Annotated in this window: 22 protein-coding genes, 1 pseudogene and 1 riboswitch; of the genes and pseudogenes, 16 read left to right on the top strand and 7 right to left on the bottom strand. The window is 61.6% G+C overall.

The genetic code is table 11. The features are described from left to right. Together F8N49_RS28285 and F8N49_RS11575 are read left to right on the top strand one after the other, a co-directional pair. Positions 1 to 137, top strand: a 137-nt coding sequence (locus F8N49_RS28285; RefSeq protein ID WP_178116964.1) for a hypothetical protein, incomplete at its 5' end; no start/stop codon positions are given. Positions 138 to 206: 69 nt separating this feature from the next. Beyond that, a complete protein-coding gene (locus F8N49_RS11575; RefSeq protein ID WP_122704671.1) occupies positions 207 to 935 on the top strand; it encodes a dienelactone hydrolase family protein in 729 nt (242 codons plus the stop codon). Between the two features lie 202 nt (positions 936 to 1137). On the opposite strand, the gene F8N49_RS11570 is transcribed toward F8N49_RS11575, so the two are convergent. Next, positions 1138 to 2004: a pirin family protein gene (locus tag F8N49_RS11570; protein ID WP_136492225.1), complete on the bottom strand. Its 867-nt coding sequence runs from the start codon at positions 2002 to 2004 to the stop codon at positions 1138 to 1140. Between the two features lie 61 nt (positions 2005 to 2065). Then, positions 2066 to 2482 (bottom strand): OsmC family protein, encoded by a 417-nt coding sequence (locus F8N49_RS11565; protein WP_016773690.1) that lies wholly within the window; start codon positions 2480 to 2482, stop codon positions 2066 to 2068. Positions 2483 to 2611: 129 nt separating this feature from the next. On the opposite strand from F8N49_RS11565, the gene F8N49_RS11560 reads away from it, so the two are divergent. The 3 genes and pseudogenes from F8N49_RS11560 to F8N49_RS28575 all read left to right on the top strand — a co-directional run bounded on the left by F8N49_RS11560 (position 2612) and on the right by F8N49_RS28575 (position 5422). Continuing rightward, positions 2612 to 3658, top strand: a complete 1047-nt coding sequence (locus F8N49_RS11560) for an amidohydrolase family protein (RefSeq protein WP_151551483.1) — start codon at positions 2612 to 2614, stop codon at positions 3656 to 3658. 138 nt (positions 3659 to 3796) lie between these two features. Beyond that, a pseudogene (locus F8N49_RS28580) lies at positions 3797 to 4567 on the top strand (MCP four helix bundle domain-containing protein); the annotation flags it as partial. Continuing rightward, positions 4559 to 5422, top strand: a complete 864-nt coding sequence (locus F8N49_RS28575) for a methyl-accepting chemotaxis protein (RefSeq protein ID WP_372241023.1) — start codon at positions 4559 to 4561, stop codon at positions 5420 to 5422. The pseudogene F8N49_RS28580 and the gene F8N49_RS28575, both read left to right, overlap by 9 nt. Before the next feature lie 240 nt (positions 5423 to 5662). Here F8N49_RS28575 and F8N49_RS11550 read toward each other — a convergent pair whose 3' ends face one another. From F8N49_RS11550 to purM, 3 genes are read right to left on the bottom strand one after another with little or no spacing between them, the layout of a single operon-like run. Further along, positions 5663 to 6376 carry a DUF3108 domain-containing protein gene (locus tag F8N49_RS11550; protein ID WP_056783915.1) on the bottom strand — a complete coding sequence of 238 codons (714 nt, stop codon included), beginning with the start codon at positions 6374 to 6376 and terminating at the stop codon, positions 5663 to 5665. An 8-nt stretch (positions 6377 to 6384) separates the two neighbouring features. Next, positions 6385 to 7035, bottom strand: a complete 651-nt coding sequence (gene purN / locus F8N49_RS11545; RefSeq protein WP_071171483.1) for a phosphoribosylglycinamide formyltransferase — start codon at positions 7033 to 7035, stop codon at positions 6385 to 6387. Further along, positions 7035 to 8093 carry a phosphoribosylformylglycinamidine cyclo-ligase gene (gene purM / locus F8N49_RS11540; RefSeq protein ID WP_024012163.1) on the bottom strand — a complete coding sequence of 353 codons (1059 nt, stop codon included), beginning with the start codon at positions 8091 to 8093 and terminating at the stop codon, positions 7035 to 7037. Before purM ends, purN begins: the two co-directional genes overlap by 1 nt. Positions 8094 to 8466: 373 nt before the next feature. Here purM and F8N49_RS11535 point away from each other — a divergent pair, with 373 nt between their 5' ends. The 5 genes from F8N49_RS11535 to F8N49_RS11515 all read left to right on the top strand — a co-directional run bounded on the left by F8N49_RS11535 (position 8467) and on the right by F8N49_RS11515 (position 13105). Continuing rightward, positions 8467 to 9525 (top strand): DUF2066 domain-containing protein, encoded by a 1059-nt coding sequence (locus F8N49_RS11535; RefSeq protein ID WP_151551479.1) that lies wholly within the window; start codon positions 8467 to 8469, stop codon positions 9523 to 9525. Between the two features lie 34 nt (positions 9526 to 9559). Beyond that, positions 9560 to 10633, top strand: coding sequence for an AI-2E family transporter (locus F8N49_RS11530; RefSeq protein ID WP_016773697.1), 1074 nt, complete (start codon positions 9560 to 9562; stop codon positions 10631 to 10633). Between the two features lie 206 nt (positions 10634 to 10839). Beyond that, entirely contained in the window at positions 10840 to 11544 is a 705-nt protein-coding gene (gene hda, locus F8N49_RS11525) for a DnaA regulatory inactivator Hda (RefSeq protein WP_007919828.1), read from the top strand. 191 nt (positions 11545 to 11735) lie between these two features. Further along, complete coding sequence (locus tag F8N49_RS11520; RefSeq protein WP_016773699.1) at positions 11736 to 12353, top strand: C40 family peptidase; 618 nt, start codon at positions 11736 to 11738, stop codon at positions 12351 to 12353. 215 nt (positions 12354 to 12568) lie between these two features. Then, entirely contained in the window at positions 12569 to 13105 is a 537-nt protein-coding gene (locus F8N49_RS11515; protein ID WP_041479547.1) for a C40 family peptidase, read from the top strand. Between the two features lie 133 nt (positions 13106 to 13238). Here the strand turns inward: F8N49_RS11515 and F8N49_RS11510 are convergent, their stop codons facing one another. Together F8N49_RS11510 and F8N49_RS11505 are read right to left on the bottom strand one after the other, a co-directional pair. Continuing rightward, a complete protein-coding gene (locus tag F8N49_RS11510) occupies positions 13239 to 14552 on the bottom strand; it encodes a sorbosone dehydrogenase family protein (RefSeq protein ID WP_122747454.1) in 1314 nt (437 codons plus the stop codon). Positions 14553 to 14618: 66 nt separating this feature from the next. Continuing rightward, positions 14619 to 15203, bottom strand: coding sequence for a hypothetical protein (locus tag F8N49_RS11505; protein WP_073472682.1), 585 nt, complete (start codon positions 15201 to 15203; stop codon positions 14619 to 14621). A 162-nt stretch (positions 15204 to 15365) separates the two neighbouring features. Then, a riboswitch (cobalamin riboswitch) is annotated at positions 15366 to 15596 on the top strand. Between the two features lie 82 nt (positions 15597 to 15678). Here F8N49_RS11505 and cobO point away from each other — a divergent pair. The 6 genes from cobO to F8N49_RS11475 are packed head-to-tail and all read left to right on the top strand — an operon-like array spanning position 15679 to position 21654. Next, positions 15679 to 16290 carry a cob(I)yrinic acid a,c-diamide adenosyltransferase gene (cobO, locus tag F8N49_RS11500; protein WP_016773703.1) on the top strand — a complete coding sequence of 204 codons (612 nt, stop codon included), beginning with the start codon at positions 15679 to 15681 and terminating at the stop codon, positions 16288 to 16290. Continuing rightward, positions 16287 to 17669 (top strand): cobyrinate a,c-diamide synthase, encoded by a 1383-nt coding sequence (locus F8N49_RS11495; protein WP_151551477.1) that lies wholly within the window; start codon positions 16287 to 16289, stop codon positions 17667 to 17669. Before cobO ends, F8N49_RS11495 begins: the two co-directional genes overlap by 4 nt. After that, positions 17666 to 18316: a 5,6-dimethylbenzimidazole synthase gene (gene bluB, locus F8N49_RS11490; protein WP_024012169.1), complete on the top strand. Its 651-nt coding sequence runs from the start codon at positions 17666 to 17668 to the stop codon at positions 18314 to 18316. Before F8N49_RS11495 ends, bluB begins: the two co-directional genes overlap by 4 nt. Next, positions 18313 to 19221: an adenosylcobinamide-phosphate synthase CbiB gene (gene cbiB / locus F8N49_RS11485; protein WP_071171490.1), complete on the top strand. Its 909-nt coding sequence runs from the start codon at positions 18313 to 18315 to the stop codon at positions 19219 to 19221. Before bluB ends, cbiB begins: the two co-directional genes overlap by 4 nt. Continuing rightward, the gene (cobD, locus tag F8N49_RS11480) at positions 19214 to 20206 is read left to right on the top strand and encodes a threonine-phosphate decarboxylase CobD (RefSeq protein WP_122505967.1); all 993 of its coding nucleotides are present in this window, start codon (positions 19214 to 19216) and stop codon (positions 20204 to 20206) included. Before cbiB ends, cobD begins: the two co-directional genes overlap by 8 nt. Further along, entirely contained in the window at positions 20203 to 21654 is a 1452-nt protein-coding gene (locus tag F8N49_RS11475) for a cobyric acid synthase (protein ID WP_151551475.1), read from the top strand. The genes cobD and F8N49_RS11475 overlap by 4 nt, the downstream gene beginning before the upstream one ends. The last annotated feature ends 64 nt before the right edge of the window (positions 21655 to 21718 follow it).

Here is a 21718-nt window from a genome sequence, read left to right as displayed (position 1 = left end):
AGCAGAGCGAAGAGCGTTTTGGCGACCTGTCGCACATCCTCTTCGATCAGGCTGCCCTGGCGGCTGGCGACATCTTGAAGGATCCGGCCGCTTACGTGCGCCGGCTGAACAAGCTGCTGGTTGAACTGTCGGTTTGATCACGTTGTAGGAAAAACCCGCTTCGGCGGGTTTTTTCGTTCTGGTGTTTACTCAATCAGGAGTCAGAAATGAGCCAAGTCACTGTACGTTCCGTGGTCTATCAGATTGACGGCCAGGCCTATGAAGGTCGCCTGGCGTTCGACGCCGAGCACAAGGCTGCGCGCCCGGGTTTGCTGATGGCGCCGAACTGGATGGGCGTCAGCGCCGGTGCCGAAGACATCGCCAAAGCGGTAGCGGCCAAGGGTTACGTGGTGCTGATCGCGGATGTCTACGGCCAGAGCGTACGTCCGCAGAACGCTGATGAGGCGCTGGCAGCGATGATGCCGCTCAAGGACGACCGCGCGCTGTTGCGCAAACGTCTGCAAGTGGCTTTCGAGCAATTGCAGAGCCAGGGCGAAGCCACGGTGGATACTTCGAAACTGGCGGTGTTCGGTTTCTGTTTCGGTGGTTGCTGTGCGCTGGACCTGGCCCGCACCGGCGCGCCGGTAAAAGCGGCGGTGTCGTTCCACGGCACGCTGGATTCGCCGAACCCGGCGGATGCGCAGAACATCAAGGGCTCGGTGCTGGTGCTGCATGGCGCATCCGATCCGTTGGTGCCGAAGGAGCAACTGCCAGCGTTCGAAGATGAGATGAACGCGGCGAAGGTCGACTGGCAACTGCTCAGCTACGGCGGCGCGGTGCACTCGTTTACCGACCCGCATGCCAATGTACCGGGCAAGATGATGTACGACGAAAAGACCGCCAAGCGCGCGTTCAAGTCGATGCATGATCTGCTGGATGAAGTGTTCAACGGTTAAAAGCGAAAAGCGAAAAGCCCCTCACCCTAGCCCTCTCCCGGAGGGAGAGGGAACTGATTGGGGGGGGCTCGGGAGTGGCGTCGACCTGAACGTGAATAGGCGAATCCATAATCGCCGAGATTTTTCAGGTCGATGTATAACGCAAGACGCCTCGGTCGGCTCCCTCTCCCTCTGGGAGAGGGCTGGGGTGAGGGTAAGCGGCCTAGCGCGGTAGTTCGATCCGCTCGACTTCCCCCGGCACCGTCGGCCAATCCTTGGCCGCCCACTTGCGCCGAGCCTCATCAATCGCCGCTGGATCACTGGCAACAAAATTCCAGTTGATCCGCCTCGGACCGTCCAGCGCCGCGCCGCCGAACACCACCGCGTGCACATCGCTTTCGGCAAACAGGCTCATCTCTTCGCCGGCTGGCAACACCACCAGCGCATGCGGCTCGATCGCCTCGCCATTCAACTGCGCATCACCGCTCAACACATACACCGCGCGTTCTTCATGCTCGGTCGGAATCAGCAATGTGGTCGCGGTCTGCATCTTCACTTCCGCATACAACGTAGGAGAAAGCACCGGCACCGGCGATTCCAGGCAAAAGCCTGACCCTGCAATCATGCGAATCTGCACGCCAAGGTTATCGCTGAGCGGCAACGTCGCTGCCGGGTGATGGCTGTAATGCCCCGGGCCCTGTTCGTGCGCCTTGGGCGAGGCCAGCCAGACTTGCAGGCCATGCAGGGTGAAGGTCTCGGCGAGCAGTGGCGCAGGCGTGCGCTCGACGTGGGCGATGGCGCTGCCAGCGGTCATCCAGCTGACATCGCCGGCGCCGACCACTTGATCGGAGCCCAGACTGTCCTTGTGCTGCAATTGCCCTTCGAACAGATAGGTAAGCGTCGACAGACCAATGTGCGGATGTTGGCGGATATCCATGCCTTTACCCGTCGGATAAATCGTTTCGAGCATGTGATCGAAAAACACGAAAGGCCCGACGTTGCGGCATTTGGCTGACGGCAGCGGGCGCAGAATCGGCTGGCCTTCGACGTCTTCGGCGCGCGGGCGGATGATCAGGAGTGGCGTGTCCATGGTGCATTCCAGGCTGAGCGGGTGATGCCAGAAGCATAACCCGCCGCTGGCATCAGGAGGATTATTGGCTGTCGAAGCCTTGTGGTGCGTGGGTTTCGATACTGACTTCGCTGGTGGTCATCAATTTGTGAATCGGGCAGCGATCGGCCACACGCAGCAGTTCCTCGCGCTGGGCGTCGGTGAGTACGCCTTTGAGCGTAAGGGTGACATGCAGGGCGTATTTGCCTTTCTGTTCCTGGCTGTTGTCGCGCTTCACTTCGACTCCCACGCCGGTCAGCGGGATGTCTTTTTTCTTCGCATACATTTTCACGGTCAGCGCTTTGCAGGCGCCCAGCGCAGCGTCGAAGTAATCGTGTGGCTCTGGCGCGGTGCCTTCACCCCCGGCGGTTTTCGGTACATCGGCAAACAATTCGTGGTCGTCGATCTGGACGGTGTGACGAAAACCTTCGGCGGAGACGGTATTGACGGTAACAGTCATGGAAACCTCACAGGCGGCAGGAAAAATCGTTCGATCAAAGCAGACCTTGCAGTTATAGAGCATTCCCGGCAGTGGGCGTTCCGCTTTTCGGCAGGGATGAACCCTTGTCGTTCGGGCGCGGTCTAGGCTATGCCCATCTGCCGGAGATTACTTGTGTCCTTGTCTCGTCTGAGTCTTGCCTGTCTGCTGCTGTTCGCTGGCAGCGCCAGTGCCCGCGAATACACTTACAGCGATGCGCACCTGCATTACGTGGATTTTTTCCAGGAAAGCGCCGGCATGCAGAAATTGCTCACGGCCATGAAAGAAAATTCCATCGAGCACGTGATGATTTCCGGGATTCCCGTGGCGAAGAAATGGCATGAAGACGAACCCAAGCGCCCGCGTTATTACGCCGGTGATGACGCCGATGCCTATTGGTACAGCGCCACCGATGTGATCATTGCCGACGCGGTGGAAAAGCTTGCGCCGGAGCAGCGCCAGTACTTTCATCCGTTCCTGTCCGGCTTCAATCCCAATGACAAGAATTCCGCCGCGCACATTCAGCGCATGCTCGACCTGTACCCGGGACTTTGGCAGGGCATTGGCGAGGTGTTCACCCGGCACGATGACCTGACCGCGCTGACCTCCGGCGACACACCCCGGGCCAACAACGAGGCGATGACCAAGATCTATCACCTCGCCGCGGAAAATGATCTGCCGGTGATGCTGCATTCCAACATCACTTCCAAGCGTGAGAGAAATCCGCTGTACCTGAAGGAGGTCGAAGAGCCGCTGCGCAATCATCCGCACACGCGATTCATTTGGGCGCACGCCGGCACCAGCGCCGAGATTCATCGGCATCAGACCCAGTTGCCGTTTCTCCTGCCAACCCTGACGCGCATGCTTGAGGCTTATCCGAATCTATTCATCGACCTGTCGTGGAGCATGCTCACGCCGTACTTGCTCGACGAGCAGGGCAAGCCGCGCGCCGAATGGCTGGCGCTGGTGGAAAAGTATCCCGAGCGCTTCATGCTCGGCTCTGACGTGGTAGGACGGTTCAACAAGCTCGGTCAGGAAATGCACAGCTACAAGCCGTTTCTCGATGCGCTGCCGGAAGCGGTGGCGCGCAAAGTCGCGCGCGATAACTTCCTGGCGATATTGCCGCGCAACACTGGTAAACCCGCCGGTCCGCGCTGAAACGTCAAAGCCATGGGTTCGGACTAGCCGCTCGTCTGCCTATCGCTTTTTCGTCTTACGCAATTTCACGGCAATGCCGATACCTTCTAAAGCAACCCGCTGCAGGCTGATGCAGCGCTTTTGGAAGGAGCCAGAGTGATGAATATCCGTAGTCTCAATATTGCCCCGCGCGCCGGTCTCGGTTTCGGCCTGCTGGCCCTGATGGTGTTTGCCCTCGGCGCGTTCGCCTTGCTGCAAATGTCGAACATGCGAGCGCAGTCCGATGAAGTCGACAACAACTGGCTGCCAAGCGTGATGGCGGTGGGGGAGATGAGTCAGGACATGCTGCGTCTGCGTGCACTGACCATGCGCCTGTTGCTCAACCGTGACCCCAAGGCACTGGAGCAGAATGTCGCCAAGCTCGACGAGCTGCGCAGTGGCTTGAGCGAAGCGCAGCAGCGTTATGACGCGTTGATCGTTTTGCCGGAAGAGCGCGCGCTGTTTGATCGCTTCAAGGTTGCCGAGCACAAATACCTGGAACTGCAGGCGCAAGTCCTGCAGCTGTCAGCGCAGAATCGGGTGGCAGACGCTTCGGCGATTCTCAATGATCAGATGAGTCCGCTGGCCGATGAGATTGCTTTGACTCTGCGCGATCTGGTCGAGTTGAACAAGCAAAATGCCGGTCTCGCCACTGAGGCAGCGCGCTTGGTCTTCAAACAATCGCGGGTGTGGGTCGCAGTAATGATCGCCATGGCTGCGCTGATTACCGTCGGCCTGGCGTTGCTGCTGACGCGCAGCATTGTCGTGCCGTTGTCGCAATCGCTCAGCGTCGCCGAAGTGGTGGCCGGTGGGGATTTGACCGGCGACATTCACATCGTTGGCAAAGACGAGCCGGCGCGCCTGCTGCAAGCGCTGAAAAGCATGCAGCACAATCTGCGCGACACAATCCGACGCATTTCCGAGTCGTCCACGCAACTGGCCTCGGCCGCCGAAGAGCTCAGCAGCGTCACCGAAGATGCCACTCGCGGCTTGCATCAGCAAAGTCAGGAAATCGAACAGGCAGCCACTGCGGTCAACCAGATGACAGCAGCGGTGGAAGAGGTGGCGAACAACGCCGTGGCCACGTCTGAAGCTTCCCGCGAATCCGACCGCATCGCCCGGCAAGGGCGCGAGCAAGTGCAGCAGACGGTGACGTCGATCGAGTTTCTCGCTGGCGATGTCACCAATAATGCCGCGCAGGTCGAGGCGCTGGCGCAAAAGGTTCATGGCATCAGCAAAGTGCTGGACGTGATTCGCTCGATTGCCGAACAGACCAATCTGCTCGCCCTCAACGCCGCGATCGAAGCCGCGCGCGCCGGCGATGCCGGGCGTGGCTTTGCGGTGGTGGCTGATGAAGTGCGGGCGCTGGCGCATCGCACCCAGCAGTCGACCCAGGAAATCGAGAAGATGATCGGCGGGATTCAGCAGGGCACCGATTCAGCGGTCAGTTCGATGCAGCAAAGCAATTCTCGGGCGCGCTCGACTCTGGAATTGGCCAAGAGCGCAGGCTCGGCTCTGGAGGAAATTGCCTCGGCGTTTACCTTGATCAACGAGCGCAATCTGGTCATCGCCAGCGCCTCGGAAGAGCAGGCAGCGGTGGCGCGCGAGGTGGATCGCAATCTGATGAATATTCGTGATCTGGCAATGCAGACATCGGCAGGGGCCAATCAGACCAGTGCGGCCAGTCAGGAGTTGTCGAAGTTGGCGGTGGATCTGAACGGGATGGTGGCGCGGTTTTCGGTGTGAGTTTGACCTTCAAAAGCCCCTTACCCTAACCCTCTCCCGGAGGGAGAGGGGACTAATCGTGCGATGCTTTGGAATCCATATTCGACTCGGTTTCTCAGGTCGATGGTTAGCGGCAGACACCTCGGTCGGCTCCCTCTCCCTCGGGAGAGGGCTGGGGTGAGGGGTAGGGCCGCCGCGCAGTATCATCGAACAGATAAACAAAAGCCCCGCATTCGCGGGGCTCTCTGTTCTTGCGACGGATCAGCTGCCTTTGACAGTCTTGCCGTTGACAGTACCGTCCTGGAGCATGATGTTGTACTCCTTGCCGTCAGTCTCGACCTGTTGCAGGCGCACCAGCAGGTAATCCCAGTCCTTGGCGAACCACAGCACGGTGATGCGCTTGCTTTGTGTCGGATCGCGCACGCGCTCGACCTTGATCGCGTCGATCTGGCCGGCCTTGGTGTCGACCTTTTCCGAACCCAGCACGCGGAAGTCGTAGGTATCGACTTCGCCATCATCAACCACCTGATAGCTCATGCTTTTCTTGCCGGCGGCAACGTCGTGCTGCAGCGCCAGTTGGTAGGTCGACTTGTCGACCATGCCGCGGTTCAGCGGGATTTTCACCGCGTCGCCACGGTCGGTGCCGGTCACCAGTTTATTGGCCCAGTCGAAGTCCAGATCAGCTTTTTTCGCTTTGCCCAGACCACCACGTTCAAAGTGGTAGGACTGCGGCAGCAGCGTGTCCTTGTCCAGCTTCAGGGTGCTTTCTTCAGTCAGGCTGGCGATCATCATCGATGCCTTGAAGCTGAGCTTCCAGACGCCGTCGGCTTCCTTGGTCAGGCTGCGTTCGGCGGTGCCGCTCATGGGCAGCTGCTTCCAGTCGGCGGTGTAGCTGGCGGAGAACGGTTGAAGGTCCGCTGCCTGCGCGAAGGGCAGGGCGAGCAGAGCGCAAGCGAAGAGCAGGGCGCGACGCATAATATCTCCTAGTGTCGAATCAAGTGGCCGCTGGCGGCGAGTAACTGGCCGTCGAGTAAAGCACCCTGGTCACCGAGTGTCAGCCTGCCTTCGGCAAACCAACGTACTGCCATCGGGTAGATCAGGTGTTCCTGAACGTGGACTCGTTGCGCCAGACTATGCGGCGTGTCGTGCAACTCTACCGGTAATACTGCTTGTACGACCAGTGGTCCGCCATCGAGTTCCTCGGTGACGAAGTGCACGGAGCAGCCATGTTCCGTATCGCCGGCCTCCAGCGCACGCTGATGAGTGTGTAACCCTTTGTATTTAGGCAGCAGCGACGGGTGGATGTTGAGCAGGCGACCCTGGTAGTGGCGCACGAAATCAGCGCTGAGAATGCGCATGAAGCCGGCCAGTACCACGAGTTCGGGGTTGAATTGGTCGATCAGTTCGATCAGCGCGGCATCGAAGGCCTCGCGGCCCTCGAATGCCTTGTGATCCAGCGAGCGGGTGGCGATACCCGCGTCGCGGGCGCGTTGCAGGCCGTAGGCATCGGCGCGGTTGGAAATCACCGCAGCGATGCGGACCGGGCTGTCGCCGGTCCGCGTGCTGTCGATCAGAGCCTGCAAGTTACTGCCGGTGCCGGACAACAGCACCACGACATCACAGGACTTTGGCATCAGTGAGCCTTGAGGTTCTTCAGCTCGACCTGCGCAGCGCCCTCGGCGGCCACGGCGATCTGACCGATGACCCAAGGCTGCTCGCCAGCGTCACGCAGGGTGTTCAGGGCCACTTCGACGTGCTCCTGAGCTACACAGATGACCATGCCGACGCCGCAGTTCAATACGCGGTGCATTTCGGTTTCATCAACGTTGCCTTTCTCTTGCAGCCAGTCGAATACGGCCGGGCGAGTCCAGCTGGCCACGTCAACCACTGCTTGCGCGCCTTTTGGCAACACGCGTGGGATGTTGTCGAGCAGGCCGCCACCGGTGATGTGAGCCATGGCCTTCACAGCGCCGGTGTCTTTGATCAGCTTGAGCAGTGGCTTGACGTAGATGCGGGTCGGGGCCATCAGCAGGTCGGTCAGCGGTTTGCCGTCGAGCTGAATGTTTTCGATATCGGCGCCGGAGACTTCGATGATCTTGCGGATCAGCGAATAGCCGTTGGAGTGCGGGCCGGACGATGGCAGGGCGATCAGGGCGTCACCGGTGGCGACTTTCGAGCCGTCGATGATTTCCGCTTTTTCCACGACGCCGACGCAGAAGCCGGCCAGGTCGTAGTCTTCGCCTTCGTACATGCCTGGCATTTCAGCGGTTTCGCCGCCAACCAGCGAGCAACCCGACAGTTCGCAGCCAGCGCCGATGCCGGTGACAACCTGGGCAGCGGTGTCGACGTTCAGTTTGCCGGTGGCGTAGTAGTCGAGGAAGAACAGCGGCTCGGCGCCGCACACCACCAGATCGTTGACGCACATGGCGACCAGGTCGATGCCGATGCTGTCGTGCTTGTTCAGGTTCAGCGCCAGACGCAGCTTGGTGCCGACGCCGTCGGTGCCGGAGACCAGCACTGGCTGCTTGTAGCCGGCCGGGATTTCGCAGAGGGCGCCGAAACCGCCCAGGCCGCCCATGACTTCCGGGCGCGCAGTGCGCTTGGCGACGCTCTTGATGCGTTCGACCAATGCTTCACCGGCGTCGATGTCTACACCGGCGTCCTTGTAGCTCAGGGAGGGTTGCTTGCTCATGATCCAGGCCTTTAGGGGAGGGGATTCAGGGGGTAACGACCGAGTTCAGCGGGAACATCGAACTCGATGGGCGATCGCCTCACGCGAGTTTCGAGGGGCCCGGCTGTTGCCGGTCTGCGAAGGCGCGCGATTTTATCAGGCTTGAGGGGCAGCGGCCATCCTCGCACCGACGGGCAGGGCCATATCGGCGGAAATTTTTTGCAATCGCAGGGTATGACTGCCTGTATAAGGTGTGGCGATTAACCGTCTATCGTTAGGACTGTGCAAAAACTTACCGCCACCGTGTGAATGTTTTGCCAGGGGTGGGGGTCACAGCCTTGCTCAAACGGTTCACGCGGCGTGTTCCAGCCGCTCCTGTCGACGGGAATTTTCCATGCGTTTTTGTAAATTGTTATTTGTGGGCTGCCTGACGCTGGTCAGCCTGGCGAGCCATGCCGAAAACCTCAAAGGGCTGTATCAGGTGCGTCAGCCAGTCAACGGCCAGGCGCCGGAAGAGCGCGATCGCGCCACGCAGGCGGCGCTCGATACCTTGGTGCTGCGCCTGACCGGCGACCCGAAAGCCGCGCAGAACCCGGGGCTGGCGCCGATCCGCAAGGACCCGCAGCAGATCATCAGCCAGTTCGGCTTCGACGCCGGGCCACCGGAAGTGCTGAAAGTCGACTTCGATCCGGCAACCACCGAGCAAGCCTTGCGCCGGGCCGGGTTGCCGGTGTGGGGCGCGAGTCGGCCGTCGATCCTCGGCTGGTGGCTGAACGATTCAACTGAAGGTGCGAGCCTGGTCGGTGACGGTCAAACCGCAGCCGCAACGTTGCGCACGGCCGCACAACATCGCGGTTTGCCACTGCGTTTGCCACTGGCTGATCTCAGCGAGCAACTGGTCGCCACCGCACCTGCGCTGGAAAGCGCTGATCCGGCGCCCCTGCGCAGTGCTTCGGAACGCTACAGCGCCGACGCCTTGCTGGCGGTGCACGCGCGCGAAGAGGGCGGGCAGTGGCAGGCGAAGTGGCGTTTGTGGCTCGGTGATCAGAAAGAGGCCGGCAGCGTACAGGGCGCCGATCAGGCCGCCGTTGCCGATGCGGTGATGCTTGCGGTGGCCGAGCGTCTGGCGCCGCGATTTGTCGCCAAACCCGGCGCGTCGGGTCAGCAGACGCTGGAAGTGCAGGGCATGAATCTCGAACATTACGCGGCGCTGCTGCGGTTACTCGAACCGTTCGGCGTGCGTCTGCAAAGCGTGCAGGGTGATCGCATCGTCTACCGGGTCAATGGCAGCGTCGATCAATTACGCGCGCAATTGTCGCTGGCGAAGTTGCAGGAGCTGCCGGCCGAAGTGCCGGCCCCGGTGGCGCCTGCCCAGCCAGCGGCGGATGGTACGCCTGCGGTCGCAGCGCCGACCCCGGCAGCGGCGGCACCGTCGTTGCGGTTTCGCTGGTAAGTCTTTCCTTATATAGAAGCATCAGGAGTGGTAAATGGCCGATACGCGGCGTTGGTTCTGGCTCGGTGGGGTAGTCCTGCTTTGCGCGTTTGTATGGTTGCTGCACCCGATCCTCACGCCGTTTCTGGTCGCGTTGTTGCTAGCTTATCTGTTCGATCCGCTGGTGGATCGTCTGGAGCGGCTCGGGCTGTCGCGAACCTGGGGCGTGATCGCCGTGTTTGCCTTGTTCACGCTGATCGTCACCGCGTTGCTGCTGGTGCTGGTGCCGATGCTCGCCAAGCAGTTGCTGCGTCTGTACGAACTGGCGCCGCAGATGCTCGACTGGTTGCAGCACACCGCTGTGCCGTGGGCGCAAGCGAAACTGGGGCTGTCGGACGGCTTCTGGAAGTTCGATAAAGTCAAAGCTGCGATCAGCGAGCACATGGGCCAGACCACCGACATCGTCGGCGTGGTGCTGAGTCAGGCGACGGCCTCGAGCCTGGCACTGATCGGCTGGCTGGCAAACCTGGTGCTGATTCCGGTGGTGAGCTTCTATCTGCTGCGCGACTGGGACGTGATGATGGGCAAGATCCGCAGCCTGCTCCCACGTGATCGCGAAGAGCGCGTGGTTGCGCTGGCGGGCGAGTGCCACGAAGTGCTCGGCGCGTTCGTGCGCGGGCAGTTGCTGGTGATGGTTGCGTTGGGGGTGATTTATGCCGCCGGCCTGATGATCGTCGGTCTGGAACTGGGGCTGTTGATCGGCCTGATTGCCGGTCTCGCGGCGATCGTGCCGTACATGGGTTTTGTCATCGGCATCGGCGCGGCATTGATCGCCGGGTTGTTCCAGTTCGGTGGCGATCTGTACCCGATGGTCGGGATTGTCGCGGTGTTCATGGTCGGTCAGGCACTGGAAGGCATGGTGTTGACGCCGCTCCTGGTCGGAGACCGCATCGGCCTGCACCCGGTGGCGGTGATCTTCGCGATCCTCGCTGGCGGCGAGCTGTTCGGTTTCACCGGCGTGCTGCTGGCGTTGCCGGTGGCGGCGGTGATTATGGTGCTGGTGCGTCATGTCCACGACTTGTATAAGGATTCCGGGATCTACAGCGGCGTTGACGAACCTGAGCTGTGATGGCGCGGGCGGCCCGGCGCTTGGCCGGGCTGGCCCGTTTCGTGCGAGCGAGGGCGCCAGAGAATCTGTCATCAAACCGCTGCGTCAACGCAAACCTTTGATTTTGCTTGGGGTCTGTCGCATTGTGCGCTCAGCCTCACGGGTATAAACTTCGCCAACTTTACACAGAGGCCACTAACGGTTCCTTTGAGAACTGTTCAGTCAGCATGAAACCGATTCAGCTGCCCCTAGGTGTGCGTCTGCGTGACGACGCCACCTTCATCAACTACTACCCAGGCGCCAATGCCGCTGCACTCGGCTATGTCGAGCGTCTCTGCGAAGCCGACGCCGGGTGGACGGAGAGCCTGATCTACCTGTGGGGCAAACACGGCGTCGGGCGCACACATCTGTTGCAGGCCGCGTGCCTGCGCTTCGAGCAGATGGGCGAACCGGCGGTGTATCTGCCGCTGGCCGAGTTGATGGACCGCGGCGTGGAAATCCTCGACAACCTTGAACAGTACGAACTGGTCTGCCTGGATGACTTGCAGGTGATTGCTGGCAAGGCGGACTGGGAAGAGGCGATGTTTCATCTGTTCAATCGTCTGCGTGACAGCGGCCGGCGCCTGCTGATCGCCGCGTCCACTTCGCCGCGCGAATTGCCAGTGAAGCTCGCCGACCTGAAATCCCGCCTGACCCTGGCGCTGATCTTCCAGATGCGTCCACTTTCTGATGAAGACAAATTGCGTGCGCTGCAATTGCGCGCATCCCGTCGCGGTCTGCACCTGACCGATGAAGTCGGGCACTTCATTCTCACTCGCGGCACGCGGAGCATGAGCGCGCTGTTCGATCTCCTCGAGCAGCTTGATCAGGCTTCCTTGCAAGCGCAACGCAAGCTGACCATTCCCTTCCTCAAGGAAACTCTGGGCTGGTAGTAGTGGGCTTTTGCCAGCTTTCAGGCGCCAGAAAACCTCCGTCCCTGCGCCGATTCACCGGCCAGACGAGTTACGCGCTTAGATGTAAACGCGAAACCGGGAAGTCACATAAAGTTCGATTGAATTTGCAAATGAGGACGATAGCGGGCATAGTCTCGGCTTCTTTACAACTATCAGCCACGGTCGTGCCCATGCTAAAGCGCTTCGCACCCCTCGTGCCTCTCGCACTCGTTACCCTGTTATTCGGTTGTGCTGCTCATTCTCCGGTTCAAGAGCCGCCGCAACAGGTCAAGAATTCTGCTACTGCCCAGTCTTCCGTTATTTACCAGGAAGAGCTGGACACCGAAAAAGAACTCAACCAGTTCAACGGCAGCAAGCCTTATCAGCTTCCTGTACTGGCTGACAGCATCCTCGAACGCGGCATGTCCCTGATCGGTACCCGTTACCGTTTCGGCGGTACCTCTGAAGCCGGCTTCGATTGCAGCGGTTTCATCGGTTACCTGTTCCGTGAAGAGGCGGGCATGAACCTGCCGCGTTCCACTCGCGAAATGATCAACGTTGATGCGCCGCTGGTTTCGCGCAGCAACCTTGAGCCGGGTGATCTGCTGTTCTTCGCCACCAATGGTCGTCGCGGTCGTGTCAGTCACGCCGGCATCTACCTGGGTGACAACCAGTTCATTCACTCCAGCAGTCGTCGCAGCGGCGGCGTTCGCATCGACAGCCTGGGTGACAGCTACTGGAGCAAGACCTTCATCGAAGCCAAGCGTGCACTCGCCATGGCGCCGACCGTGGTCACCGCTCGCAAGTAAGCCCGATGTCGCTGCGTTCGCGGCGACACAACGGCACGGCAACGGAGTAGACCTAAACTTTACAAGGTGAAGTTAAAGTCTTACTTGAAGTTTGCCGCGTAGCCGCTAGAATCCTGAATCTATATTGATGGCAAACCGCCTGCGTGATGACGCAGGCGGTTTTGTTTCTGTCCATTCGGCAGAGAAAGCCGCAGCCAGATCAGGATGTTCTGCTTATGACGATGTCGGCCCGCCTCACCTTGATCCTTTGCGCCGCGCTGCTCAGCGCCTGCGCCAGCCGTACACCGCCGCCAGCCCCCGTGGTTCGCGCGCCGATCGTGTTCGCTCCCTCCCAGGCTTTTTCCCCCGTTGCTGAAGACGTGCTGTTCCGCGCCCTCGGCCTGGTCGGCACGCCGTATCGCTGGGGTGGCAACACGCCAGATTCCGGTTTCGATTGCAGTGGTCTGATCGGTTTCGTCTACCGCGACGCGGCGGGAATTTCGCTGCCACGCTCGACCCGCGAAATGATCGTCATGCAGGCGCCGAATGTCGGCAAGGAAGGCTTGCAGACCGGCGATCTGATTTTCTTCGCCACCAATGGCGGCTCGCAGGTCAGTCATGCGGGGATTTACGTCGGTGAGGGGCGCTTCGTACACGCACCGGCCACTGGCGGCACGGTCAAGCTCGACAGTCTGTCGAAAGCGTATTGGCAGAAGGCGTATCTGAGCGCCAAGCGGGTGTTGCAGCCGGGGCAGTTGGCGCATAACCCTTAATGAAGGCAGAGCAAAACGCAATGTGGGAGTGAGCTTGCTCGCGAAGCCGGTGTGTCATTCAATTGATTATTGACTGATCCAACGCTTTCGCGAGCAAGCTCGCTCCCACAGTTGTTATGTGTCGGGCGGTAAGTTATTTGGCAGAAGACACTCGCCACACCTTGTTCCCGACATCATCCGCCACCAGCAAGCCACCTTGCTGATCGATGACCACGCCCACTGGGCGGCCCAGCGCGTTCTCATCCTTGTCGAGGAAACCGGTCAGCACATCCACCGGTTGCCCGGTCGGTTTGCCGCCAGTGAACGGCACGAAAATCACCTTGTAGCCACTGTGCGGTTTGCGGTTCCACGAGCCGTGCTGGCCAATGAATGCGCCTTCCTTGAATTGCGCCGGCAAGCGGTTGCCCTCGGCGAAGGTCAGGCCCAGCGAAGCGGTGTGCGGACCGACTGCGTAATCCGGAGCGATGGCCTTGGCCACCAGATCTGGATTCTGCGGTTTGACCCGCACATCGACGTGTTGCCCGTAATAGCTGAACGGCCAGCCATAGAAGCCGCCGTCCTTGACCGAGGTGATGTAGTCCGGCACCAGATCGCTGCCGATTTCGTCACGCTCGTTGACCGCTGTCCACAATGCGCCGCTGGTAGGTTCCCAGGCGAGGCCGTTGGGGTTGCGAATGCCCGAAGCGAAGATCCGGTGGTTGCCGGTCGCACGATCGACTTCCCAGATCGCCGCGCGGCCTTCTTCCTGATCCAGACCGTTTTCGCCGACGTTACTGTTCGAGCCGACGGTGACGTAGAGCTTGTTGCCGTCCTTGCTGGCGATGACGTTCTTGGTCCAGTGGTGATTCAGCGTGCCGCCGGGCAAGTCGACGACTTTGATCGGTTGGGTCTTGATCTCGGTGGCGCCCGGCTCGTAGTTGAAGCGCAGCAGGCGGTCGGTGTCGGCAACGTACAAATCATTGCCAACCAGCGTCATGCCAAACGGCGAGTTGAGGTTCTGCAGAAATACCGTGCGGGTTTCTGCGACGCCATCGTGGTCGGCATCACGCAACAGGGTGATGCGATTCGGGCTGGGTACGCCGGCACCGGCCTTGCCCATGACTTTCTTCATCACCCAGCCACGAATGCCTTTGCTGTCATCGGGCTTGGGCGGCGCGTTGGTTTCCGCCACCAGCACATCGCCGTTGGGCAGCACATAGAGCCAGCGCGGGTGATCGAGGCCTTCGGCAAACGCGGCGACCTGGGTGCCGGCCGCAGCGGTCGGTTTCGCACCTTCCGGCCAGCCCACCGCCGGGGCGATGTTCACTGTCGGGATCAGCGTCTTGTTCGGTTCGGGCAGTTTCGGTGACGGACCGGTGCCGTCGGAGACTTGCAGGCTGGAGGTTTCACCGCAGGCAGCGAGCCCGCCAGCGACGGCGATGATGAGAGCGAGTGGGGCCTTGCGCATTGCTGATCTTCCCTATGAATGCATTCCTAAACATAGAGGAGGGCGCAGGCCCGATGGTTCAACTGCTCAACCGCGGGCTTCCTTGAACAGCACGGCGATGCCCGGATGATAGTTGCCCGCGTCGCTGTGCAATTTGCGATAGGCGTAGGGGAAATACCAGGCCACGGCGCAGGTGTGTTCCTTTTGCAGGTCGTCGACCATGTCCTGCAATTCTTCGGGGCTGGCGCTGTGCTGAGGTTTTTGCGGAGCGACGAAGAGGCAGCCGAGCTTGAGATCGCTGGCGTAGCTGATGCGCTTGGCATCAACGGTGATGTCGAGCAGTGCCTGGGTCAGGTTGAGGTTGTTGACCCGTGGCCAGCGTTGCGTGGCCTGAATGAACGCGCGGTCTTCGGCGCCGGCAATCAGCAGGTCGGCGCGAGCATTGCGTTCGCCTTCTTCGTTCTGTTTGCGCGTGGCCGTGTCGTTCAGCGTGACCATTTCAGCCATCCACGCCGCTGCCGCGAGCAGGCCGAGATTGGCTTTCTCGTCGTGCCAATATGGCGTGTCGTTGTCGCCGCGTACGGTGTTGTAGCGATCGATACAGTCAAACCAGCGTTCCAGCACCGGGCGCAGGAATTCCAGGCGCGGGTTGCTGATGATCATGCCTTGCATCGTCGTCATCCTTATTGTTGTAGTGGGCTTTTCGGGAAAAGCATGGCTCTTTGATATCACTTGTCGCAGTCTGGCACAAGATTGCCGCTGCACAATGGATCAACGGCAGTTATTCGCGCGCGAAGCGCCTCTTCAATTGACGCTCCACCCCCAACCCTCTAACCTTCGCCGCTTGTTTCAGGTGCTCTGTGGCCCCGCGTCGACAGAGTGAAACAGGGAAGCCGGTGAGGGTGGTCTTCGAGCGAAGCCACGACGATCCCGGCGCTGCCCCCGCAACGGTAAATGAGTGAAAACTGCGCCTTGAGCCACTGCCTCGAAAGAAGCGGGAAGGCGCGCAGTCCGGCGAAACGCCGCTCATGAGCCCGGAGACCGGCCTGATCCATCTCAGCGGCATCACGGTGGGCGATGCCAGGCTTTTTGCCGTCTATTCTTGTGCCTGCCCGCCGTTATCCAGCCTCAACGGAGAGCTCCCCCCATGACTGATTCCCCCGAGCGTGACGAACGCCATCTGGCGCGCATGCAGCGCAAGAAGGCCGTGATCGACGAACGCATTGCCAACTCGCCCGACGAATGTGGCCTGGTGCTGGTGCTGACCGGCAACGGCAAAGGCAAAAGCAGCTCGGCATTCGGCATGCTCGCCCGCGCCATGGGCCACGGCATGCAATGCGGCGTGGTGCAGTTCATCAAGGGCCGCAACAGCACCGGCGAAGAATTGTTTTTCCGCCGCTTCCCCGAGCAGGTGCGTTTCCACGTCATGGGTGAAGGCTTTACCTGGGAAACCCAGGATCGCCAGCGCGATATCGCCGCTGCGACCGCCGCTTGGGAAGTCTCGCGCGAATTGTTGCGCGACCCTTCGATCGGTCTGGTGGTGCTCGATGAATTGAACATCGCCCTCAAACACGGCTACCTCGATCTCGATCAGGTGCTCAGCGATTTGCAGGCGCGCCCGCCGATGCAACACGTGGTGGTCACCGGTCGCGGCGCCAAGCCGGAAATGATCGAGATGGGCGACACGGTCACCGAAATGGGCATGCTCAAGCACGCCTTCCAGGCCGGGATCAAAGCGCAGAAAGGCGTCGAACTTTGAAGCCACCACGTCACTGCCCGGCGGTGTTGATCGCCGCGCCGGCCTCCGGTCAGGGCAAGACCACCGTCACCGCTGCACTCGCCCGTTTGCATCGCAATCAGGGGCGTAAGGTGCGCGTATTCAAATGCGGTCCGGATTTTCTCGACCCGATGATCCTCGAGCGCGCCAGCGGTGCGCCGGTGTATCAACTGGACATGTGGATGGTCGGCGAGCAGGAAAGTCGCCGCCTGTTGTGGGAAGCCGCCGCCGAGGCCGACCTGATTCTGATCGAGGGCGTAATGGGCCTGTTCGACGGCACGCCGTCCAGCGCTGATCTGGCGCGCCACTTCGGTGTGCCGGTGCTCGGCGTGATCGATGGCACCGCCATGGCGCAGACCTTTGGCGCCTTGGCGCTGGGCCTGGCGAAGTATCAGCCGGACTTGCCATTCGCTGGCGTGCTGGCCAACCGCGTCGGCACCTTGCGCCATGCGCAATTGCTCGAAGGCAGCCTCACCGAAGGTCTGCGCTGGTACGGCGCGCTGTCCCGCGAGACCGGCATCGAATTGCCGAGCCGCCACCTCGGTCTGGTTCAGGCCAGCGAATTGAATGATCTGGATCTGCGTCTCGACGCGGCCGCCGATGCGCTGGCCAGCAGTTGCCAAGTCGCGCTGCCCCCCGCCGTTGAATTCGCCGCGCCTGACGTCATCGCCGCCGAGCCCTTATTGAAAGGTGTGCGCATCGCCGTCGCCCGTGATGAAGCCTTTGCCTTCACCTATGGCGCCAGTCTCGATCTGCTGCGGGCGATGGGCGCCGAACTGCAGTTTTTCTCGCCGATCCGCGACACGCAATTGCCCGAGGCGGACAGCCTGTATCTGCCGGGCGGTTATCCGGAACTGCACCACGTCGCGCTGGCGCAAAACGCGTCAATGCTGGCGGCAATCCGCGCGCACCACGCGGCGGGCAAGCCGTTGCTCGCCGAGTGTGGCGGCATGCTTTACCTGCTGGATTCGCTGACCGACGTGCAAGGCACCCGTGCTGAGCTGGTCGGTTTGCTCAAGGGCGAGGCGGTGATGCAGAAGCGTCTGGCGGCGCTGGCGTTGCAGGCGGTTGAGCTGCCGGAAGGGGAGTTGCGTGGGCATACCTATCATCATTCGCTGACCACCACCGAGCTGACGCCGATTGCCCGTGGGCTGAGTCCCAATGGCGGGCGCGGCGCTGAGGCGGTTTATCGAGAAGGGCGGATGACGGCGTCGTACGTGCACTTTTATTTCCCGTCGAATCCGACTGCGATTGCGGCATTGTTTGCGCCAGATCGTCAGGTCGCCTTCGCGAGCAGGCTTGCTCCCACAATGGATGACCTGAACCCTGTGGGAGCGAGCCTGCTCGCGAAAGGGCCATGACCGATAACACATTTTCCGAAGCCGAACGCGCAGCGGTCTACAAGGCCATCGCCGAACGCCGCGACATGCGCCACTTCACCGGTGGCAGCGTCGAGCCGCAGCTGCTGCGCCGTCTGCTCGAGGCTGCTCATCAAGCGCCGAGCGTCGGCCTGATGCAGCCGTGGCGCTTCATCCGCATCAGCGATCGCGCTCTGCGCGGGCAGATCCGCGATCTGGTGGAAGAAGAGCGCATCCGCACCGCCGAGGCCCTCGGCGAGCGCAGCGATGAGTTCATGCAGCTCAAGGTCGAAGGCATCAACGATTGCGCAGAAGTGCTGGTCGCGGCGCTGATGGATGATCGCGAAAAGCACATCTTCGGTCGGCGCACGTTGCCGGAAATGGACATGGCCTCGTTGTCCTGCGCGATCCAGAACCTGTGGCTGGCCTCCCGTGCCGAGGGCCTGGGCATGGGCTGGGTCTCGCTGTTCGAACCGCAAGCCTTGGCGGATTTGCTCAAGTTGCCGGCCGGTGCCAAGCCGCTGGCGGTGTTGTGTCTCGGCCCGGTCAAGGAATTCTACCCGGCGCCGATGCTGGTACTTGAAGGCTGGGCGCAGGCGCGACCGCTGAACGAGTTGCTGTACGAAAATTATTGGGGAGTGAGTCAATGAGTGTGGCGTTGCTGAGTGTCGCCGCGGTAGCGCTGGATGCGCTGCTCGGTGAACCGAAACGCTGGCATCCGCTGGTGGCGTTCGGCAAATTTGCCGGGCGCATCGAGCAACGCTTCAACGCCGGCGGCCGTGGCTGGCGCAGCCATGGCGTGACCGCGTGGGTTATCGCGGTACTGCCGCTGACCTTGCTCGCCACGGCATTTTCCTGGGCGCCCTATGTCGGCTGGATTGTCGAGATTCTCGCGCTGTATTGCGCCCTCGGCATGCGCAGCCTCGGCGAGCATGTCGCGCCGGTCGCGGCTGCGTTACGCGCCGATGATCTGGACGAGGCACGCAAGCGCGTCGGCTATTTGGTCAGCCGCCAGACGAATGAACTGGACAGCAACGCCGTGGCCCGCGCCGCCACCGAGTCGGTGCTGGAGAACGGCAGCGATGCAGTGTTCGCTGCGCTGTTCTGGTTTGTCGTCGCCGGCGCGCCGGGCGTGGTCCTGTATCGCCTGAGCAATACCCTCGATGCGATGTGGGGTTATCGCAACGAACGCTTCGAGCGTTTCGGTTGGGCGGCGGCGAAAATCGACGACGTGTTGAACTACATTCCTGCGCGTCTGGTGGCATTGACCTACGCGCTACTGGGCAAAACCCGCCTCGCGCTCAAGTGCTGGCGCACCCAGGCGCCAAAGTGGGACAGCCCCAACGCCGGCCCGGTGATGGCGGCCGGTGCCGGTGCGCTGGGCGTCGAGTTGGGTGGCCCGGCGATCTACCACGGCGAACTGCATGAGCGCCCGCAACTGGGCGAAGGTGCGCCGGCCGATGCCGATTCCATCGACCGTGGCTGGCAATTGGTCCAGCGCGGCGTATGGTTGTGGCTGCTGATGCTTTGCCTGGGGGCGGAATTTTATGCTTGAGCACGGTGGCCGGTTGCGCAAGGCTGCACTCGATTACGGGATTGCCGAGGCCGACTGGCTCGACCTGTCCAGCGGCCTCGCGCCATGGCCGTTCCCGATCCCGGAGATCCCGCTGCGCGCCTGGGCGCGCTTGCCGGAAACCGATGACGGACTGGAACAGGCCGCCTGCGATTACTACGGCGCCGCGCAGGTGCTGCCGGTGGCCGGCTCGCAAATGGCCATCCAGTTGCTGCCGCGTCTGCGCCGGGCCGGCAAGGTCGGCGTGTTGTCGCCGTGCTATGCCGAGCATGCCGAAGCGTGGCGGCGCAGCGGTTACATCGTCCGTGAAGTGCTCGAGCAGGAAGTCGAGTTCTTTCTCGACAGTCTCGATGTGCTGGTGGTGGTCAATCCGAACAATCCGACTGGACTCAGCCTGACCCCGGCACGCCTGCTCGACTGGCATGCGCGGCTGGCGCAACGCGGCGGCTGGCTGGTAGTCGACGAAGCGTTCATGGACAACACGCCGCAACTGAGCCTGGCGCCCTATGCGCATCAGGTCGGGCTGGTGGTGTTGCGTTCGTTCGGCAAGTTTTTCGGTCTGGCCGGGGTGCGCCTCGGCTTTGTGCTTGCTGAGCGCAAGTTGCTCAAACTGCTCGCCGAACAGGTCGGGCCGTGGGCGGTGAGCGGGCCGACGCGGGTGCTCGGTACGGCGTGCCTGCAAGACACCGAGGGCCATACCCGTCAGCGGATCCGCAGCGATGAAGCGAGCGAACGGTTGGCGGCGCTGCTGACCCGTTGCGGTTTTGCACCGCAGGGTGGCTGCGCACTGTTTCAGTGGCTGATCACCGAGCACGCCGAAGCGCTGCACGAATTCCTCGCTCGGCGCGGCATCCTCCTGCGCCTGTTCAGCCACAACAGCAGCGTGCGTTTCGGCCTGCCAGCGGATGCCGCGCAAGAGCTGCGTCTCGAACAGGCTTTGCAAGCTTTCACCAAGGACAATCCATGACCACTCTGATGGTGCAAGGCACTACGTCCGATGCTGGCAAAAGCACTCTGGTGACGGCGTTGTGCCGCTGGGCCACCCGCCAGGGCGTGGCGGTGGTGCCGTTCAAACCGCAGAACATGGCGCTCAACAGCGCAGTCACCGCTGACGGCGGTGAGATCGGCCGCGCGCAGGCAGTGCAGGCGCAAGCGGCCTTTCTCGAACCCCACACCGACATGAACCCGGTGCTGCTCAAGCCCAACAGCGACACCGGCGCGCAAGTGATCATTCATGGCCGCGCGGTGACGACGATGAACGCCGTCGCCTATCACGATTACAAGGCTATCGCGATGCAAGCGGTGCTCGCCTCGCACGAGCGACTCAGCGCTGCGTATCCGCTGGTAATGGTCGAAGGCGCCGGTTCGCCGGCGGAGATCAATCTGCGCGCCGGCGACATTGCCAACATGGGCTTTGCCGAAGCGGTGGATTGCCCGGTTTTGCTGATCGCCGACATCAATCGCGGCGGCGTGTTTGCGCATTTGGTCGGTACCCTGGAATTGCTTTCACCGAGCGAACAGGCGCGAGTCAAAGGCTTCATCATCAACCGCTTTCGCGGCGATATCGCCTTGTTGCAACCGGGCCTCGACTGGCTGGAGCAGCGCACTGGCAAACCGGTGGTCGGCGTCTTGCCCTACGTGATGGACCTGCACCTTGAGGCCGAGGACGGCATCGACCAACGCCAGACCGACAAGGCCGAGCAGGTGTTGAAAGTGGTGGTGCCGGTGCTGCCGCGCATCAGCAATCACACCGACTTCGACCCGCTGCGTCTGCATCCGCAGGTGGATCTGCAGTTCGTCGGCCCGGGCCAGGCGATTCCCGCCGCCGACCTGATCATCCTGCCGGGCTCGAAAAGCGTGCGCAGTGATCTGGCTTATCTGCGCGCCAACGGTTGGGATGCGGCGATCAATCGGCATCTGCGCTACGGCGGCAAGGTGCTGGGGATTTGCGGCGGTCTGCAGATGCTCGGTGAGCAGGTGCACGATCCGCTTGGGCTGGAAGGCGCTGCCGGCTCCAGCGCCGGTCTGGGGCTGCTGGCGTTCGAAACCCAGCTCGAAGCCGACAAGCAACTGCGCAACGTGCGCGGGCGGCTGGCGTTGGAAAACGCCGCAGTCAGCGGTTATGAAATCCATGCTGGCGTGACCAGCGGACCGGCACTGGAAAACCCGGCGGTGCATCTGGACGACGGTCGATGCGATGGTGCGCAGAGTGCCGATGCCCAGGTGTTCGGCACCTATCTGCACGGCTTGTTCGAATCCCCCGAGGCGAGTGCGGCGTTGCTGCGCTGGGCCGGGTTGAGTGATGTGCAGGAAGTCGATTACCACGGCTTGCGCGAACGCGATATCGAACGGCTGGCGGATCTGGTGGAGAAGCATCTGGATACCGATTTGTTGCGTCAGCTCTGTGGAGTTTGAGTTGTCCGGGCTGGCCTCTTCGCGAGCAGGCTCGCTCCCACAGGGAAATGCGATCAACGGTAGG

Source organism: Pseudomonas sp. GXM4, from assembly GCF_008923895.1.
In the GTDB taxonomy this organism is placed as follows: domain Bacteria; phylum Pseudomonadota; class Gammaproteobacteria; order Pseudomonadales; family Pseudomonadaceae; genus Aquipseudomonas; species Aquipseudomonas atacamensis.
The sequence above is the reverse complement of the archived record's forward strand: the minus strand, read 5'-3'. Positions and strand labels throughout refer to the sequence as shown.